Below are 18,069 nucleotides of genomic sequence, written 5' to 3' on the forward strand. Positions count from 1 at the left end.
TTGCCCGAGTGGTATTCGCCCTGCTGAAGAATCAGAGCGAATACTTACCGAAAGGCATTTAGGGGGTAGCCCTGCACCATAGAATCTCCCACATTGAAATGCATTCCCTTGCGGGTGTTTGCTCGCGATGGCGTCAGTCGAAATACAAGAAAGGCCTCCATTCCCAGGAGGCCTTTTTTGCATCTCACATCCGGCTTTTCTTGCGCCGCCGCCACTGTCGCGCCACCCACCAGCGCCAGTAACTCATGGTGACGAAGTAGGCCAGGGCGCCGAGCACCAGGCCGGTCACCACCGAGCCCAGCAGGAATGGCTGCCACAAGGTGGACAACTGGCCGCTGATCCATTCCCAGGTCAGCTCTTCGGGCAGTGTCCGGGCAGGCACGTCCATCAGCCAGGCGCCGGTCTGGTAGGTGCAGAAAAACACCGCAGGCATGGTGATCGGATTGGTCAGCCACACCAGGCTCACCGCGATCGGCATATTGCCGCGCACCGTCACGGCCAACGCGGCGGCCAGCAACATCTGCAACGGGATCGGCAAGAACGCGGCAAACAGGCCAACAGCCATCGCCCGGGCCACGGAGTGCCGATTGAGGTGCCAAAGGTTGGGATCGTGCAGCAGGGTGCCGAGAAAACGTAAGGACTTATGTTCCCGAATGCTCTCTGGGTCTGGCATGTAACGTTTGAATAGGCGCCGGGGCATAGGCTTCTCGGTCGGTTCAACGCAGTAAGGCCGCAAGTATGTCTGGATTCTACGGCTGGCAGATTCAGACTTTGTGACAATTGATAACGCCAGGGGTGCCGCCGAGCGTCTATGCCTGAAGAGGGGCACTCTCAAGGACGGGTTATGCGCACAGGGTTAGTCGCGCTTGCACTGGGGTTGTTGGCCCCGATTGCTTTACCGGCACTGCCGCCGTTGTGGCTGGTGACAGCCATGCCGGCGCTGGCGCTGATGGTGTTGCCGTTTCGAACCTACCCGCTGGGTTTTTTCCTGTTCGGGCTGGCCTGGGCCTGCCTGTCGGCGCAGTGGGCGCTGGACAATCGATTGCCCGCCGCCCTGGACGGAGAAACCCGCTGGGTCGAAGGGCGCGTCGTCGGTTTGCCGCAACAGGGCGACGGCGTGGTGCGCTTCGAACTGGCCGATGCCCATTCACGTCGTACCCGCTTACCGACAACGATGCGCCTGGCCTGGTTCGGGGGGCCGCCCATCAACAGTGGCGAACGATGGCGATTGGCGGTGAAGCTCAAGCGGCCCGCCGGGTTGTTGAATCCACACGGTTTCGACTATGCCGCCTGGTTGTTGAGCCGTGGCGTTGGCGCGACTGGTACCGTCAAGGACGGGCGTCTCCTGCAAGCGGCCCGGGGCGCCTGGCGTGACGAGGTGCGCCAGGCGCTGGCACAGGTCGACGCCCACGGCCGCTCCGGCGCGCTGGCGGCATTGGTCCTGGGCGACGGCGGCGGGCTGAGTCGCGAGGATTGGCAGGTTTTGCAAGACACCGGCACGGTCCATTTGCTGGTGATCTCCGGGCAGCACATCGGTCTGCTGGCCGGCCTGGTGTATCTGCTGGTGGCCGGCGCGGCGCGTTATGGCCTGTGGCCGGCAGGGCTGGCGTGGTTGCCCTGGGCCTGTGCGCTGGCCTTTTGCGCCGCCCTGGGCTACGGCTTGCTCGCCGGCTTCGAGGTGCCGGTGCGACGGGCCTGCGCGATGATTGGCCTGGTGTTGCTGTGGCGCTTGCGTTTCAAACAGCCGGATCCGTGGTGGGCATGGCTGTTGGCTTTCACCGGGGTGCTGGTGTTCGACCCGCTCGCCAGCCTGCGGCCAGGGTTCTGGTTGTCGTTTGCGGCCGTCGCCATCTTGATATTCACCTTTGGCGCTCGCCTGGGGCCCTGGCGCTGGTGGCAAACCTGGACCCGTGCCCAGTGGCTGGTTGCGGTCGGCCTGTGTCCGTTGCTGTTGATCGTGGGCTTGCCGGTCAGCCTCAGCGGGCCGCTGGTGAACTTGCTCGCGGTGCCCTGGATCAGCCTGCTGGTCTTGCCGCCAGCGCTGCTCGGCACGGCGTTGTTGCCGGTGCCGCTCATCGGTGAAGGCCTGCTGTGGATCGCCGGCGGGTTGCTCGATCTGTTGTTCAAGGGGCTGGGGCTGATTGCCGGACGAATACCCGCCTGGGTCCCCGCTGCGGTCCCGCCGTGGGCCTTGGGCATCGCCGCTTCAGGGGCATTTCTGCTGCTACTGCCCAAAGGCGTGCCGCTGCGTGTGTTGGGGTGGCCTATGGTGCTGCTGATGGTGTTTCCCCCGCGAGAACACCTGCCGCAAGGGCACGCCGAGGTCTGGCAACTGGACGTGGGCCAAGGGCTGGCGGTGCTGGTACGCACCCGGCATCACAGCCTGCTTTACGACGCCGGGCCGCGCTTTGGCGAGGCCGATGCGGGCGAACGCGTCGTACTGCCGACCTTGCGCAAGCTCGGTGTGCACGGCTTGGACCTGATGCTCCTCAGCCATGCCGACGCCGATCATGCCGGCGGCGCCCAAGCGGTGCGCAATGGGCTGCCGACGATGGAAGTCATCAGTGGCGATCCGGACGCGCTGCCCGATGAACTGCAAGCCGGGCCTTGCGACAGCGGCAGGCGCTGGGAATGGGATGGCGTCGGGTTCGAGCTGTGGCGCTGGGCATCTGCTGTCGAAAGCAACCAGAAGTCCTGTGTCTTGCTGGTGGAGGCCGGCGGCGAACGCCTGCTGTTGACTGGCGATATCGACACCCCTGCCGAGCGCGCTTTGCTCGACGAGGCCCTGGCGCGACCGATCCAGTGGCTGGCCGCGCCTCATCACGGCAGCCGCAGTTCGTCGTCGATGGCGTTGTTGTCGCGCCTCAAGCCGCATTCGGTGCTGATCTCTCGAGGGCAGGGCAACGCGTTCGGTCATCCCCACCCCCAAGTGATGGCCCGCTACCGCCGCTCGGGCCTGGCGATCTACGACAGCGCCGAGCAGGGCGCCATTCGTCTGCAACTGGGCGCGTTCGAGTTGCCGCGCACCGAGGCCGGGCACCGACGTTACTGGCGCGACCCGCCCGCCGTCGGGCCACCGGGGCAACATTGATCCAGGGCAATCGGCTGATGCGCTTATCGGCGGGGCGGGTCTGCAAGGCGAGTGTGTGTGATAAAGTGGCGCACTTTTTCGAGGGGGCAGTCACTGTGTGGGAATTGGTCAAATCCGGCGGCTGGATGATGTTGCCGATCATTCTGAGTTCCATCGCGGCACTGGGTATCGTTGCCGAACGCCTGTGGACCCTGCGGGCCAGCCGCGTGACCCCGGAGCATCTGCTCGGGCAGGTCTGGGTCTGGATCAAGGACAAGCAGCTGAACAAGGACAAGCTCAAGGAGCTGCGGGCCAGTTCGCCGCTGGGGGAAATCCTCGCCGCAGGCCTGGCGAACTCCAAGCATGGTCGCGAGATCATGAAGGAGTGCATCGAGGAAGCCGCCGCCCGGGTCATCCATGAACTGGAGCGCTATATCAACGCCCTGGGCACCATCGCCGCCATGTCCCCGTTGCTGGGGCTGCTGGGAACGGTGCTGGGCATGATCGACATCTTCAGCGCGTTTACCGGTTCCGGGATGACCACCAATGCCGCGGTACTGGCCGGGGGGATTTCCAAGGCCCTGATCACCACCGCCGCCGGCCTGATGGTGGGGATTCCGGCGGTGTTCTTCCATCGGTTCCTGCAACGCCGCGTCGACGAGTTGGTCGTTGGCATGGAGCAGGAGGCCATCAAGCTGGTCGAGGTGGTGCAGGGTGACCGTGACGTGGACCTGGCTGGGGGCAAGCAGTGAAATTCCGCCGCAAGCCACGGGAAAACATCGAGATCAACCTCGCGTCGCTGATCGACGTGGTGTTCATCCTGCTGCTGTTTTTCGTCGTGACCACCACGTTCACCCGGGAAACCCAGCTCAAGGTTGAATTGCCGCAAGCCGTCAGCGGCTCGCCGGCCGAAGACCAGCAATTGAAGAACCTGGAAGTCACCATCAGCGCCGAAGGGGCGTTCTCGGTGAATAACCAGTTGCTGCCCAAGAGCGACCTGGCGAGCCTGATCGAGGCCCTGCAGAAAGAATCCGGCGGCGACACCAACCTGCCGCTGTCCATCAGCGCCGACGGCAAGACCCCTCATCAATCGGTGATCACCGCCATGGACGCGGCCGGCAAGCTCGGTTTCAGCCATCTGCGCATGACCACGGTCGAGGCGGCTCCCGCACCCTGATGGCCATGTCCGATCGATTGCTTGCCGCATGGTACGAAGGCCACCCGGCCTTGACCCTGCTACGGCCCCTGGAGTGGTTGTACCGGCGGGTGGTGGTGGGCAAGCGCGAGCGTTTCCTGGCGGGTGAAGGCCCGATCTACCAGCCCCCCGTGCCGTTGGTGGTGGTGGGTAATATCACTGTGGGTGGCACTGGCAAGACGCCGTTGATCCTGTGGCTGATCCAGCACTGCCAGCGCAGTGGCTTGCGGGTCGGGGTGGTCAGCCGGGGCTATGGCGCCAAGCCGCCGCAACTGCCGTGGCGGGTCGCGGCCGGGCAGGGCGCCGATGTCGCGGGCGACGAGCCGCTGTTGATCGTCCAGCGCACGGGCGTGCCGTTGATGATCGACCCCGACCGCAGCCGCGCGGTCCAGGCGCTGTTGGAGGCCGAGCCGCTGGACCTGATCCTGTCCGACGACGGCATGCAGCATTATCGGCTGGCCCGGGACCTTGAGTTGGTGCTGATCGACAGCGCCCGGGGCCTGGGCAACCGGCGTTGCCTGCCCGCCGGGCCGTTGCGCGAACCGGTCGAGCGCCTGCAATCGGTTGACGCCGTGCTCTACAACGGCGCCAGTACCGACCGTGAAGACGGCTTCGCCTTCCAATTGCGTCCCACCGAACTGGTGAACCTGGCCAGTGGCGAACGCCGCCCCCTCGACCATTTTCCACCCGGCCAGGCCCTGCACGCCGTGGCCGGCATCGGCAACCCCCAGCGTTTCTTCACGACCCTCGAAACGCTACACTGGCGGCCAATACCGCACGGGTTTGCCGACCATGCCGAATACAGCGCCCAGGCCTTGAACTTCACGCCATCCCTGCCGGTGGTCATGACGGAAAAGGACGCGGTCAAATGCCGTGCCTTCGCCGCGCCCGACTGGTGGTACCTGGCGGTGGACGCCACGCCGTCGCCGGCCTTCGCGGCCTGGTTCGATACGCAATTGATGCGCCTGTTGCCGGATCGGCTCTTGCCTTAACACTGTTTATCCAGGGGAATTCCATGGACACCAAACTGCTCGATATTCTGGCCTGCCCGGTCTGCAAAGGTCCGCTCAAGCTCAGCGCCGACAAGACCGAACTGATCAGCAAGGGTGCCGGCCTGGCCTACCCGATTCGCGACGGCATCCCGGTGATGCTCGAAAGCGAAGCCCGCACCCTGACCACCGACGAGCGTCTGGATAAATGACTACTGCCTTTACCGTTGTCATTCCGTCGCGCTTCGCCTCGACGCGCCTGCCCGGCAAGCCATTGCTGTCGATCGCCGGCAAGCCGATGATCCAGCACGTCTGGGAGCAAGCCAGTAAAAGCAGCGCCCAGCGCGTGGTGGTGGCGACTGACGATGCGCGTATCGTCGAAGCCTGCAAAGGCTTTGGCGCCGAGGTCGTGCTGACGCGCGAAGACCACAATTCCGGTACCGATCGCCTGGCGGAGGTCGCGGCGAAGCTCGGTCTTGCCGACGACGCGATTGTGGTCAATGTACAAGGTGACGAGCCGTTGATCCCGCCGAGCGTGATCGATCAGGTCGCCGCCAACCTCGCGGCCCACACCGAAGCGCGCATGGCCACCCTGGCCGAGCCGATCGAGGATGTGCAGACCCTGTTCAACCCCAACGTGGTCAAGGTGGTCAGCGACCTCAATGGCCTGGCGTTGACCTTCAGCCGTGCGACGTTGCCCTGGGCGCGGGATGCATTCGCCCAAGGTCGCGACGTGATGCCGCAAGGCGTGCCGTACCGTCGTCACATCGGCATCTACGCCTACCGCGCCGGCTTCCTCCAGGACTTCGTCGCCTGGGGCCCGTGCTGGCTGGAAAACACTGAAGCCCTGGAACAGCTGCGAGCGCTGTGGCATGGCGTGCGGATCCATGTCGCCGATGCGTTGGTGGCCCCGCCGACCGGTGTCGACACCGCCGAAGACCTCGAGCGCGTTCGTCGCCTGCTGGAGGCCTGATGCGGGTCCTGTTCGTGTGCCTCGGCAATATCTGCCGCTCGCCCACCGCCGAAGGCATCTTGCGCCACAAGTTGCGAGAGGCCGGGCTGGCCGGGCAGGTGGAAGTCGCTTCCGCCGGCACCGGTGACTGGCATGTCGGCAAGGCCCCAGACAAGCGCAGCCAGGCGGCGGCCTTGAAGCGTGGCTACGACCTGTCGGCCCAGCGCGCGCAACAGGTGACGCGCGCCGATTTTGCCGCCTATGACCTGATCCTGGCGATGGACAGCAGCAACCTGCGCAATCTCCAGGCCCTGCAACCGGCCAATGGCAAGGCCGAGCTGGATCTGTTCCTGCGGCGCTACGAAGCCGAACTCGATGACGTGCCGGACCCGTACTACGACGGCGAGCAGGGCTTCGAGCAGGTGTTGGACTTGATCGAGCGGGCCACCGATCGCCTGGTGATCGAATTGAAGGGGCGGTTATGACCTTGCAGGTACGGGCGGGCGTCAGCCTCAAGCCCTTCAACAGTTTTGGCGTGGACGTCAGCGCCCGATTATTCGCCGAAGCCCGCGACGATGGGGAGATCCGCCAGGCGCTGGCCTATGCCCGCGAGCATACCGTGCCGCTGCTGGTGATCGGCGGCGGCAGCAACCTGCTGCTGACCGGCGACATCGACGCCTTGGTACTGCGCATGGCCAGCCAGGGGATCCGTTTGCTCAGCGATGATGGCGAACGGGTGGTGATCGAGGCCGAAGCCGGGGAACCCTGGCATCCCTTCGTCCAACATACGCTGGCGCAAGGTTGGTCGGGCCTGGAAAACCTCAGCCTGATTCCCGGTACCGTAGGCGCGGCACCGATGCAGAACATCGGCGCCTACGGTGTGGAGATCAAGGATGTCTTCGCCGGCCTCACTGCGCTGGATCGCCAGACCGGCGAGCTGAGGGACTTCACCCTTGAAGACTGTCGGTTTGCTTATCGCGACAGTCTGTTCAAGCAGCAAGCGGGTCGCTGGTTGATCCTGCGGGTGCGCTTTACCCTGAGCCGCGCCGCACACTTGCACCTGGAGTACGGCCCGGTCCGCCAGCGATTGACCGAACAGGGCATCGATCAGCCGACGCCCACGGATGTGAGTCGGGCCATTTGCAGCATCCGCAGCGAAAAACTCCCCGACCCGGCCATGCTGGGCAATGCCGGCAGCTTCTTCAAGAACCCGCTGGTGCCGGCCACGCACGTGGCGTATCTCAAGCAGCAATACCCTGATCTTGTGGCTTATCCACAGCCAGCAGGGCAGATGAAGATCGCCGCCGGCTGGCTGATCGAACGGGCCGGCTGGAAGGGCTTTCGCGAGGGAGATGCCGGGGTGCACAAGTTGCAGGCGTTGGTACTGGTCAACTACGGCAATGCCACCGGCCCGCAACTGTTGGACCTGGCCCTGCGGATCCAGAAAGACATTGCCGAACGTTTCCAGGTCGAGCTGGAAATGGAGCCCAATCGGTACTGAGCCGCCTCACCCAGCACCTGAAAAAACGCCTTGCACACTCTTGCACATGAACATTTGTGCAGGATTGTGCAGGGCGTTTTGCTTGATCCTGGGTTAATTTAGTTCGCTAACGATGCGATCATCGCATCCTAAAGGCCCGATGCAGACGCCTGCGTGCGCCTGCATAAGAGAGCCCGATCAGCCTGAGCCAGTCTGCGACAACCGACCTGTTACCCAAGCGGCAGATTGCTCGACCCCATAACTCGATCACTATGCGGGCGTGCCCATGATTACCCTGAAACTCAATGGAAAAGACCATCAACTGGATGTGACCGAGGACATGCCGCTGCTGTGGGCTATCCGGGATGTGGCCGGTTACAACGGCACCAAGTTCGGCTGCGGCATGGGCCTGTGTGGCGCCTGCACCATCCACATCGACGGCGCCCCGGCGCGCAGTTGCATCACACCCATCGGCTCGGTGAAAGGGCAGGACGTCAGCACCATCGACGGGCTTCATGCCGACCCGGTCGGGCAAATCGTCCAGAAGGCCTGGCTCGACACGGCGGTGGCCCAGTGCGGTTACTGCCAGGGCGGGCAGATCATGTCCGCCACCGCGTTGCTCAAGACCAACCCCAATCCGAGCGATGAGCAGATCGAAGAAGCCATGGTCGGCAACATCTGCCGTTGCGGCACGTATAACCGGATCAAGACCGCGATCCGCCAGGCTTCCACTCACCTGAAGGAGGCCAAGGCATGAGCCGCTTGCCCGATGATTTTGTACTGAGCAACCTCAGCCGCCGTGGTTTCCTCAAGGGTGCGAGCGCCACCGGCGTACTGGTGCTGGCGGCGACGTGGGGTCTGCCGGATGCCTTTGCCGAGGAAAAGAAATTCGGCGCCGAGGGCATGCCCCATGGCGCGGTCGACGACCCGAAGGTGTACGTCAGCATTGCCACCGATGGCAGCGTGACCGTGATCTGCAACCGTTCGGAAATGGGCCAGGGCGTGCGCACCAGCCTGAGCATGGTGGTCGCCGACGAACTGGACGCTGACTGGGCGCTCGTCAAGGTCAAGCAGGCGCCAGCCGATGAGGCGCGTTTCGGCAACCAGGACACCGACGGTTCGCGCAGCATGCGTCACTGGTACGAGCCGATGCGCCGTTGCGGGGCTGCCGCCCGGACCATGCTGGAGCTGGCCGCTGCCGCCCAGTGGAAGGTCCCGGTGGGTGAATGCCATGCCCAACTGCACAAAGTGCTGCACCAGCCGTCGGGACGCGAACTGGGCTATGGCGAATTGGCTGCCGCCGCCAGTGCCTTGCCGGTGCCGGCCCGTGACAGCTTGCGTCTCAAGCAGCCATCCGAGTTCCGCTACATCGGCAAGGAAGCGAGCCGGGCCATCGATGGCGCGGACATCGTCAACGGTCGTGCGGTGTTTGGTGCCGATGTGCATTTCGACGGCATGCTCTATGCGGTCATCGCGCGTCCGCCGGTCTATGGCGGCAAGGTCAAGAGCGTGGACAGCAGCGCGGCGCTGAAGGTACCGGGCGTGCTCAAGGTGGTCCAGATAGAGGGACGTCCGCTGCCCTCGGAATTCCAGCCGTTGGGCGGCGTAGCGGTGGTGGCGAAGAACACCTGGGCGGCGATCAAGGGCCGCGAGGCGCTGAAAATCCAGTGGGACGATGGCCCGAATGCCGGTTATGACTCCATTGCCTATCGCAAGGAACTGGAAGCGGCCGCCCTCAAGCCTGGAAAAGTCGTGCGCAGCAGCGGTGACCTCGACGATGCGCTGGCCAAGGCTGATTCGACGTTGGAAGCGTCGTATTACTTGCCGCACCTGTCCCAGTCCCCCATGGAGCCGATGGTTGCCGTCGCCCGGTTCAAGGACGGCCAATGCGAGGCTTGGGCGCCGAGTCAGGCGCCGCAGGTGACCCGTGAACGTGTCGCCGAACGCCTGGGTATTCCTTTCGAGAAGGTCACGGTGAACATCACGTTGCTGGGCGGCGGTTTCGGACGCAAGTCAAAACCCGACTTTGTCGTCGAGGCGGCGGTCCTCGCCAAGGAGTTTCCCGGCCAGGCGGTACGGGTGCAATGGACCCGCGAGGACGACATTCATCACTCGTACTTCCACACTGTATCGGCCGAATACCTCAAGGCCGGCCTGAACCAGGACGGCATGCCGTCCGGTTGGCTGCACCGCACCGTAGCCCCGAGCATCACCGCACTGTTTGCACCGGGCATGACTCATGAGGCGCCGTTCGAAATAGGCATGGGGGTGACCAACATGGCCTACGCCATTCCCAACCTGCGCCTGGAAAACCCCGAAGCGGTGGCCCATGCCCGGGTGGGCTGGTATCGCTCGGTGTCGAACATTCCTCACGGCTTCGCAATCCAGAGCTTCATTGACGAACTGGCTCACAAAGCCGGCCAGGATCCGCTGAAGTACCAGGTCAAATTGCTCGGGCCGGACCGCAAGATCGATCCGCGTACCTTGAGCGAAGAATGGAACTACGGCGAATCCCCCGAGCGTTACCCGATTGATACGGCGCGGATCCGCACGGTGCTGGAAACCGCCGCGAAGGCCGCCGGTTGGGGTCGGGAACTGCCCAAGGGCCGTGGGCTGGGGCTGGCGGTGCACTACAGCTTCGTCACCTACGTGGCGGCGGTGCTCGAGGTGGAGGTCAAGGACGATGGCACGGTGATCGTGCACAAGGCGGACATCGCCGTGGACTGCGGCCCGCAGATCAACCCCGAGCGCATCCGCTCCCAATTCGAAGGCGCCTGCGTCATGGGCCTGGGCAATGCCATGGTGGGCGAAATCAGTTTCAAGGATGGCAAGGTGCAGCAGGACAATTTCCATATGTACGAAGTGGCGCGCATGTCCCTGGCGCCCAAGGAAGTGGTCGTGCACCTGGTCACGCCGCCGGGTGAGGTACCGTTGGGGGGTGTTGGCGAGCCGGGCGTGCCGCCGATTGCGCCGGCCCTGTGCAACGCGATTTTCGCCGCCACTGGCCAGCGTATCCGTAACCTGCCTGTGCGCTATCAGCTGCAAGGCTGGCAACAGGCCAAGGCCTGATGGACAGCGTCGATCTGAATGTCCTGCGCAGCGTGCTCGAGTGGCGCCGCGCCGGGCAGCGGGTGGTGTTGTTCACCGTGGTCCAGACCTGGGGCACTGCGCCAAGGCCTCCAGGGGCGATGCTGGCCCTGCGCGAAGATGGCGTGGTGATCGGTTCGGTGTCGGGCGGTTGTGTCGAGGATGACCTGATCGCCCGGCTGCACGACGGCCGTATTCCGGCGGACGGTCCGCCGGTGCAATTGATCACCTATGGCGTTACCCGCGAAGAAGCGGCGCGCTTCGGCCTGCCGTGCGGCGGGACCCTGCGCCTGACCGAGGAGCGGGTGGGCGATCCGCAGTGGGTCGCAGAGCTGCTGGAGCGCTGCGAAGCCCATGAAATCGTCGCCCGTGAGCTGACGGTGACCAGTGGCAACGTGGTCCTGACCCCGGCCAGCAAGACCGACGCCCTGGTGTTCGACGGGCAGGTGCTGCGGGCCATTTACGGCCCGCGTTGGCGGTTGCTGCTGATCGGTGCCGGGCAATTGTCGCGCTACGTGGCGGAAATGGCCCGGCTGCTGGACTTCGAAGTGCTGATTTGCGATCCGCGCAAGGAGTTCGTCTATGGTTGGGAAGAGCAGCATGGGCGCTTCGTCTCGGGGATGCCCGACGAAGCCGTGTTGAGTATCCAGACCGACGAGCGCACGGCCATTGTGGCGCTGACCCATGATCCACGCCTGGACGACATGGCGCTGCTCACGGCCCTGGACTCCAGGGCGTTTTATGTCGGCGCCCTGGGTTCGCGGGTCAACAGCCAGAAACGCCGGGACAACCTGGCTCAGCTAGGCTTGTCTGCGGAGGCGATTGACCGCTTGCATGGACCGATCGGCTTGCACATCGGCAGCCACACCCCGGCGGAAATCGCCTTGTCGCTGCTGGCCGAAATCGTGGCCATCAAGAATGGCGTGGAACTGCGGCAGAAAAAAACGCTGTAAGCCGTGGGTAAGGAGGGCGTATGAGCGAGTCGATTGGCGTGATCATCCTGGCGGCCGGAACGGGCAGCCGTTTTCGCGGGATTGCAGGCCCCGGCAAGGATAAATTGCTCGCCGATTGCACCGGGCGTGACGGTGCCGTGCGCTCGGTGATCGAGCATGTGCTGGTAAATCTGCCAGCCTCCCTGGAAAGGCGCGTGCTGGTGACGCGCAAGGACCGGCCGCAAGCCATTCGCATGGCCCAGGCCTATGGCTGCGATTTCGTGGAACTGGACTCCCCCGGCCTGGGCGACAGCATTGCCGCCGGTGTCCAGGCCTGCCCTGAGCTTGATGGCTGGCTGATGGTGCTGGGTGACATGCCCTTCATCCTGCCGTCGAGCATCGAGCAGGTGGTGGCGGCGATTCGCACGGACGGCATCAGCGTGCCGGTCCTGGCCGGTGAGTATGGGCATCCGGTGGGATTCGGTGGTGAGTTTGGGCCGAAACTGATGGCATTGACCGGCGATCGGGGAGCCAAGGTATTGTTTGCCGGGGCGCAAGTGGTCGAAGTGCCGGTCGACGACCCTGGCGTGACGTGGGATGTGGATGTGCCAGAGGCACTGGTCTTCAAATAACAGGCGACGCGGAACCCTGTGGGAGCGAGCTTGCTCGCGAAAGCGGTCTGACTTCAGCATTGATGCAAGCTGACCCGGCGCCATCGCGAGCAAGCTCGCTCCCACATTGGATCTTCAGTGGGCATAAGTCTTGTGCCTGGTCCCGGTCCCCTGTGGATAAGTCTGAAGGCATAAAAAAGCCCCGCCTGGGGTTACCAGGCGGGGCTTTTTACTGGGCGGTGGAATCAGGCGTGAGGTTTGGGCTCGTGCTCTTTTTCCAGGGCTTCAGGGTGACGTGGCGCGATTTCTTCAGCGGTGTGCTGAGGCTCGTCGAACGTCGGAGCTGATTCAACCGGGGTTTCGGCGACCGGGGCAGGGGCTGCCTCGGCAACTTCTTCCACGACTGGCGCAGGCTCGGCAGCAGGCGCTTGAGCGGCAGCAGCGGCAGCTAGTTCGGCTTCCTTCTGCAGACGCTCGGCTTCACGCTTGCGACGACGCACTTCACGTGGATCGTTCGGTGCACGGCCATTCGCGGTCAGGGCGCTGGCAGGTGCAGGCTCCACCGGGGCAGGGGCTTCGGCAACCACCGGCGCCTCGACCACTGGAGCAGGCTCGACCACTTCTGGCTCGACCGCTTTCACGGGCTCTGGTGTCGGCTCAGGCTCGACAACAGGTGCCGGTGCGGCTGGCTCGGCGCTCCAGTTGAACGCAGTCTGCTCTTCGCGGACAGGCTCTGGTGCCTTTTCCTCGGCCGGTGCTTCGACGACCGGTTCGGCAGCAACGACTGGAGCCTCGACGACCGGTGCAGGCTCGACGGCGACTTCGGCTTCAGGCTGGGCTTCATGAGCCGGTGCGAGTTCCACTTCTGGCGAGGCGGTGGCTTCTACCGGGGTGGTGGCTTCGACCACAGGCGCTTCAACCGGCGTGCTTTCCACCGCAGCAGTGGCACGTTCGGCTTGTTCGTGAGCCTGGGCTTCGGCCGGGGCGCTGATCGCGCTGCTGGCAACGGCCGCAGTCACGGCCAGGCCGGCAGCCAGGTCCGCGGCGCTTGGCGCTTCGGCGCTCTCGGTGGATTCGGACTCTTCCGAACCTTCGATCACGTTGCCGTTGGCGTCGCGCTGACGTTCACGACGGTTGCTGCGACGACGCTGGCCACGGGAGCGGCGGCGTGGACGATCGCCTTCGGCGGTGTCCTGGCCATCTTCCTGCAACTGCTCTTCGGCGTTCAGCACTTCTTCTTCGCTGGCAGCGGCGGCTGCCTGCTCGGCGCGTGGCTGGCGTTCTTCACGAGGAGGACGCGGTGCGCGTTCTTCACGAGGCTGGCGGGCTGGACGCTCTTCAGCGGTGGCGGCAGCCGCAGCCGGGGCGGCATCCAGTGGCTCGCGCAGCTCACGAACACGTTCTTCGCGCTCGCCACGTGGCTTGCGGTCTTCACGCGGTGCGCGTGGCTGACGTTCTTCACGGGGCGGACGCGGTGCGCGTTCTTCGCGGGCTACGGCTGGCGCTTCCTCACGGGCTTCGCGCGGCTGGCGTTCTTCACGCGGCTCACGTGGTGCACGTTCTTCACGCGGTGCACGTTCTTCGCGAGGCTTGCGCTCTTCATCGCGACGACCGTTGCGGTTGCGGGTCTGCTGGCGACCGTTGCGGCGTTCTTCGTTGCGGGCAGGACGCTCGGTAGCGGCAGGCTTGGCGACGACGGCCGGGGTAGCGGGTTCTTCCTTGGTGGCGAACAGGCTGACCAGCGACTTCACCAGGCCTTTGAACAGGCTTGGCTCGGGGGCTGCGGCCGGGGCGGCAACCGGAGCGGCCACTTCGGTCGGAACCGGAGCGTTGGCGCGGGCCGGAGCAGTCTTGACCGCGGCTTCCTGGCGAACCAGGGTGCGCGTGGCGGCGGCCGGCTGGACTTCTTCCACTTCGGCAGCAGCGGCAGCGATTTCGTAGCTGGACTGATTGGTGTGGGCTTCCGGGCTGTCATCGCGCAGGCGCTGCACTTCGAAGTGCGGCGTCTCGAGGTGATCGTTCGGCAGGATGACGATGCGGGCGCGGGTGCGCAGTTCGATCTTGGTGATCGAGTTGCGTTTTTCGTTCAGCAGGAACGCGGCCACCGGGATCGGCACCTGGGCGCGAACTTCGGCGGTGCGGTCTTTCAGGGCTTCTTCTTCGATCAGGCGCAGGATCGCCAGGGACAGCGACTCGACGTCACGGATGATGCCGGTGCCGTTGCAACGCGGGCAAACGATGCCGCTGCTTTCGCCCAGGGACGGACGCAGGCGCTGACGGGACATTTCCAGCAGGCCGAAGCGCGAGATGCGACCGACCTGTACGCGGGCGCGGTCGGCTTCCAGGCATTCACGGACCTTTTCTTCCACGGCGCGCTGGTTCTTGGCCGGGGTCATGTCGATGAAGTCGATGACGATCAGGCCGCCGATGTCGCGTAGGCGCAACTGACGGGCGATTTCCTCGGCGGCTTCAAGGTTGGTCTGCAGGGCGGTTTCTTCGATATCGCTGCCTTTGGTGGCGCGGGCCGAGTTGATATCGATGGACACCAGGGCTTCGGTCGGGTCGATGACGATGGAGCCGCCGGACGGCAGTTCGACGACGCGCTGGAAGGCGGTCTCGATCTGGCTTTCGATCTGGAAACGGTTGAACAGCGGAACGCTGTCTTCGTAGAGCTTGATCTTGCTGGCGTACTGCGGCATCACCTGGCGAATGAAGGTCAGGGCTTCGTCCTGGGCTTCGACGCTGTCGATCAACACTTCGCCGATGTCCTGGCGCAGGTAATCGCGGATGGCGCGGATGATCACGTTGCTTTCCTGGTAGATCAGGAACGGCGCGGAACGATCCAGCGAGGCTTCTTTGATGGCGGTCCACAGTTGCAGCAGGTAGTCGAGGTCCCACTGCATTTCTTCGCTGCTGCGGCCCAGGCCGGCAGTGCGCACGATCAGGCCCATGTCGGCTGGCGCGACCAGGCCGTTGAGGGCCTCGCGCAGTTCGTTGCGTTCTTCGCCTTCGATGCGGCGGGAGATGCCGCCGGCACGCGGGTTGTTCGGCATCAGGACCAGGTAACGGCCGGCCAGGCTGATGAAGGTGGTCAGGGCGGCGCCCTTGTTGCCACGTTCTTCTTTTTCCACCTGGACAATGACTTCCTGGCCTTCGCTCAGGACGTCCTTGATGTTGACGCGGCCTTCAGGGGCCTTCTTGAAGTATTCGCGGGAGATTTCTTTGAGGGGCAGGAAGCCATGGCGCTCGGAGCCGAAATCGACAAAGGCAGCCTCAAGGCTTGGTTCGATGCGAGTAATCCGGCCTTTATAGATGTTGGCCTTCTTCTGCTCGCGTGCACCGGATTCGATATCCAGGTCGTAGAGGCGCTGGCCGTCTACCAGTGCAACACGCAACTCTTCGGGTTGAGTTGCGTTAATCAGCATTCTTTTCATGTAGTACCGTCGGTTTCCGGGCTGCCGGAAACGGCGTTCGGCACACACGACTTCTCACGGTCGGTGTCAGGTGCGTCCTGGAGATGGCGAGGCCATTCCAGTGTCCAGCGAGTTCGACCCAATGATGGCGAAGTCGCGACGGACGCGTCCTGCTTGCTGGTACTCAAGCACTCAGTCAGGAGGAGGAATCAACCGGCGTCTGTGGACGAGATGAAGCGTCTAAATATAAGCCTAGTGCTACACAGTCCGACGGTTGTACGTCTCCACCCTACACGTATCCCTGATAATTCGGGTGCTGCCGCGCGCAGAATCCGCAGCGGGTTGGCATTTACCGTGAGCTCCGGAAGGGGAGGTCACGCATCATGGCTAATTTAGGCGTTGTTTCCGAAGCTCTCGCTCGGGGTCGTTCGCAGCTGACTGCACTTTGTGAACTGGCCGTGAATGTGGCGCGCAAGGCGAGTCAAAACTCTGCTTTGCGGCGTATTTCAGGCCTCATGTCACCTGCGCTCGTTACACCTGAAAACTCTACCGTTACGTAGCGAAAGCCCCGTAGGACGGCCTCTCGTCCTCGTGAATTGCGTTGGTCAGGGCCGGTTTTTAACCGCTGGTCCACTGTCCAGCCACTTTTGGCGGCGTTCGCGACTATAGCAGCAATGATTAAGTGCTTCAATTCCATAAAAAATTGTTATGATCGCCGCCATGACAACTACTGCCCCTTCGACCCCTGGCGTTCAACTGCTCGAGGTCTCGCCGGAATATGCCGGCCAACGAATCGACAATTTCCTGCTGGCCCGGCTCAAAGGCGTGCCCAAGACCTTGATCTACCGCATTTTGCGCAAAGGCGAAGTGCGTGTGAACAAAGGTCGGATCAAGCCCGAATACAAGCTCCAGGCCGGTGATATCGTGCGCGTGCCGCCGGTTCGCGTGCCCGAGCGCGATGAGCCGGTGCCCTTGGCCCAGGGATTGTTGCAACGCCTTGAAGCCTCGATCGTCTACGAAGACAAGGCCCTGATCGTGATCAACAAGCCCGCGGGCATTGCGGTTCACGGCGGCAGTGGCCTGAACTTCGGTGTGATCGAAGCCTTTCGTCAGTTGCGTCCGGACGCCAAGGAGCTGGAACTGGTCCATCGCCTCGACCGCGACACCTCCGGCCTGCTGATGATCGCCAAGAAACGCAGCATGTTGCGCCACCTGCACGAGCAGTTGCGCGGCGACGGCGTCGACAAGCGCTACATGGCGCTGGTGCGTGGCCGCTGGGAAACTTCCATCAAGCAAGTGCGTGCGCCGCTGCTCAAGAGCAACCTGCGTTCCGGCGAGCGCATGGTCGAAGTCAACGAGGAGGGCAAGGAGGCGCTGACGGTGTTCAAGGTATTGCGCCGTTTCGACGACTTCGCCACCTTGGTCGAGGCCAAGCCGGTGACCGGGCGCACGCACCAGATCCGCGTACATACCCTGCACGCCGGCCACTGCATCGCCGGTGACAGCAAATACGGCGATGACGATTTCACCAAGGAAATCCGCGACCTGGGCGGCAAGCGCCTGTTTCTCCACGCTTATATGCTCACTGTGCCGCTGCCCGATGGCGGCGAGCTGAAATTGCAGGCCCCGGTGGACGACATGTGGGCCAAGACGGTGGAGCGGTTGAGTGCATCCTGACTACAAATTGCTGATATTCGATTGGGACGGCACTCTTGCCAATTCCATCGGTCGGATCGTGGAGTCGATGCATGTCGCATCGGATCGCTCGGGTTTTGCCCGGTGCGACGATTTCGCGGTGAAGGGCATCATCGGCTTGGGGTTGCCGGAAGCGATTCGCAGTTTGTACCCGGAGATCGATGACGATGAGCTGGTGGTTTTTCGCCAGCACTATGCCGATCACTACATTGCACTGGAGGCCGAGCCTTCGCCGTTGTTCGATGGAGTGGCGGCCACCCTGGATGCCTTGCGTGCCGAGGGGTATCGCCTGGCTGTCGCGACCGGCAAGGCCCGTCGTGGTCTGGATCGCGTATTGAAATCCCATGGCTGGGACAATTATTTCGACATCACCCGCGCTGCGGATGAAACCGCCAGCAAGCCACACCCTCTGATGCTTGAGCAGATCCTGGCTCACTGCAACATGCGCCCGGAACAGGCTCTGATGGTGGGGGACTCGTCGTTCGATCTGCAGATGGCGCGCAATGCTGGCATGGGGTCGGTGGCGGTCAGCTACGGGGCCCAAACGATAGAGGCGCTACGGGTGTTCGAGCCGCGATTGGCCATCGACCATTTTCCTGAGTTGCACGCCTGGCTGAGCCGGCGCGCCCAATAAAGTTTGCTGGG

At 63.7% G+C, this 18,069-nt stretch carries 16 protein-coding genes; 14 read left to right on the top strand and 2 right to left on the bottom strand.

The window, feature by feature from the left end; genetic code table 11:
* Positions 1 to 184: 184 nt before the first annotated feature.
* Positions 185 to 700 (bottom strand): DUF2062 domain-containing protein, encoded by a 516-nt coding sequence (locus tag BM321_RS19455; protein ID WP_046063671.1) that lies wholly within the window; start codon positions 698 to 700, stop codon positions 185 to 187.
* Positions 701 to 844: 144 nt separating this feature from the next.
* Between BM321_RS19455 and BM321_RS19460 the strand changes: the two genes are divergently transcribed.
* The 12 genes from BM321_RS19460 (at position 845) to BM321_RS19515 (ending at position 12,337) form a co-directional block, all read left to right on the top strand.
* Positions 845 to 3,091 carry a DNA internalization-related competence protein ComEC/Rec2 gene (locus tag BM321_RS19460; protein WP_092444096.1) on the top strand — a complete coding sequence of 749 codons (2,247 nt, stop codon included), beginning with the start codon at positions 845 to 847 and terminating at the stop codon, positions 3,089 to 3,091.
* A gap of 95 nt (positions 3,092 to 3,186) precedes the next feature.
* Positions 3,187 to 3,822, top strand: coding sequence for a MotA/TolQ/ExbB proton channel family protein (locus BM321_RS19465; protein ID WP_162491247.1), 636 nt, complete (start codon positions 3,187 to 3,189; stop codon positions 3,820 to 3,822).
* Positions 3,819 to 4,247, top strand: coding sequence for an ExbD/TolR family protein (locus tag BM321_RS19470; protein WP_053123850.1), 429 nt, complete (start codon positions 3,819 to 3,821; stop codon positions 4,245 to 4,247). Before BM321_RS19465 ends, BM321_RS19470 begins: the two co-directional genes overlap by 4 nt.
* Positions 4,247 to 5,257, top strand: a complete 1,011-nt coding sequence (lpxK, locus tag BM321_RS19475; protein ID WP_092444098.1) for a tetraacyldisaccharide 4'-kinase — start codon at positions 4,247 to 4,249, stop codon at positions 5,255 to 5,257. The genes BM321_RS19470 and lpxK overlap by 1 nt, the downstream gene beginning before the upstream one ends.
* Before the next feature lie 23 nt (positions 5,258 to 5,280).
* The gene (locus BM321_RS19480) at positions 5,281 to 5,466 is read left to right on the top strand and encodes a Trm112 family protein (protein WP_003179363.1); all 186 of its coding nucleotides are present in this window, start codon (positions 5,281 to 5,283) and stop codon (positions 5,464 to 5,466) included.
* Complete coding sequence (gene kdsB / locus BM321_RS19485; RefSeq protein WP_092444099.1) at positions 5,463 to 6,227, top strand: 3-deoxy-manno-octulosonate cytidylyltransferase; 765 nt, start codon at positions 5,463 to 5,465, stop codon at positions 6,225 to 6,227. Before BM321_RS19480 ends, kdsB begins: the two co-directional genes overlap by 4 nt.
* Entirely contained in the window at positions 6,227 to 6,691 is a 465-nt protein-coding gene (locus BM321_RS19490) for a low molecular weight protein-tyrosine-phosphatase (protein WP_060741219.1), read from the top strand. Before kdsB ends, BM321_RS19490 begins: the two co-directional genes overlap by 1 nt.
* Positions 6,688 to 7,707, top strand: coding sequence for a UDP-N-acetylmuramate dehydrogenase (murB, locus tag BM321_RS19495; protein WP_092444101.1), 1,020 nt, complete (start codon positions 6,688 to 6,690; stop codon positions 7,705 to 7,707). The genes BM321_RS19490 and murB overlap by 4 nt, the downstream gene beginning before the upstream one ends.
* Before the next feature lie 265 nt (positions 7,708 to 7,972).
* The gene (locus tag BM321_RS19500; RefSeq protein WP_092328283.1) at positions 7,973 to 8,443 is read left to right on the top strand and encodes a (2Fe-2S)-binding protein; all 471 of its coding nucleotides are present in this window, start codon (positions 7,973 to 7,975) and stop codon (positions 8,441 to 8,443) included.
* Positions 8,440 to 10,755, top strand: a complete 2,316-nt coding sequence (locus tag BM321_RS19505) for a xanthine dehydrogenase family protein molybdopterin-binding subunit (protein ID WP_092444103.1) — start codon at positions 8,440 to 8,442, stop codon at positions 10,753 to 10,755. Before BM321_RS19500 ends, BM321_RS19505 begins: the two co-directional genes overlap by 4 nt.
* Entirely contained in the window at positions 10,755 to 11,726 is a 972-nt protein-coding gene (locus BM321_RS19510; RefSeq protein ID WP_092444105.1) for an XdhC family protein, read from the top strand. The genes BM321_RS19505 and BM321_RS19510 overlap by 1 nt, the downstream gene beginning before the upstream one ends.
* Positions 11,727 to 11,746: 20 nt before the next feature.
* The gene (locus tag BM321_RS19515) at positions 11,747 to 12,337 is read left to right on the top strand and encodes a nucleotidyltransferase family protein (RefSeq protein ID WP_092444107.1); all 591 of its coding nucleotides are present in this window, start codon (positions 11,747 to 11,749) and stop codon (positions 12,335 to 12,337) included.
* Between the two features lie 224 nt (positions 12,338 to 12,561).
* Here the strand turns inward: BM321_RS19515 and rne are convergent, their stop codons facing one another.
* Entirely contained in the window at positions 12,562 to 15,750 is a 3,189-nt protein-coding gene (gene rne / locus BM321_RS19520; RefSeq protein ID WP_092444109.1) for a ribonuclease E, read from the bottom strand.
* A 699-nt stretch (positions 15,751 to 16,449) separates the two neighbouring features.
* Here rne and rluC point away from each other — a divergent pair.
* On the top strand, positions 16,450 to 17,406 hold the full coding sequence (gene rluC, locus BM321_RS19525) for a 23S rRNA pseudouridine(955/2504/2580) synthase RluC (protein WP_060743156.1): 957 nt from the start codon (positions 16,450 to 16,452) through the stop codon (positions 17,404 to 17,406).
* A complete protein-coding gene (locus BM321_RS19530) occupies positions 17,396 to 18,058 on the top strand; it encodes an HAD-IA family hydrolase (RefSeq protein WP_092444111.1) in 663 nt (220 codons plus the stop codon). Before rluC ends, BM321_RS19530 begins: the two co-directional genes overlap by 11 nt.
* Positions 18,059 to 18,069 lie beyond the last annotated feature (11 nt).

The organism is Pseudomonas sp. NFIX10 (assembly GCF_900111955.1).
Taxonomy (GTDB): domain Bacteria; phylum Pseudomonadota; class Gammaproteobacteria; order Pseudomonadales; family Pseudomonadaceae; genus Aquipseudomonas; species Aquipseudomonas fluorescens_AA.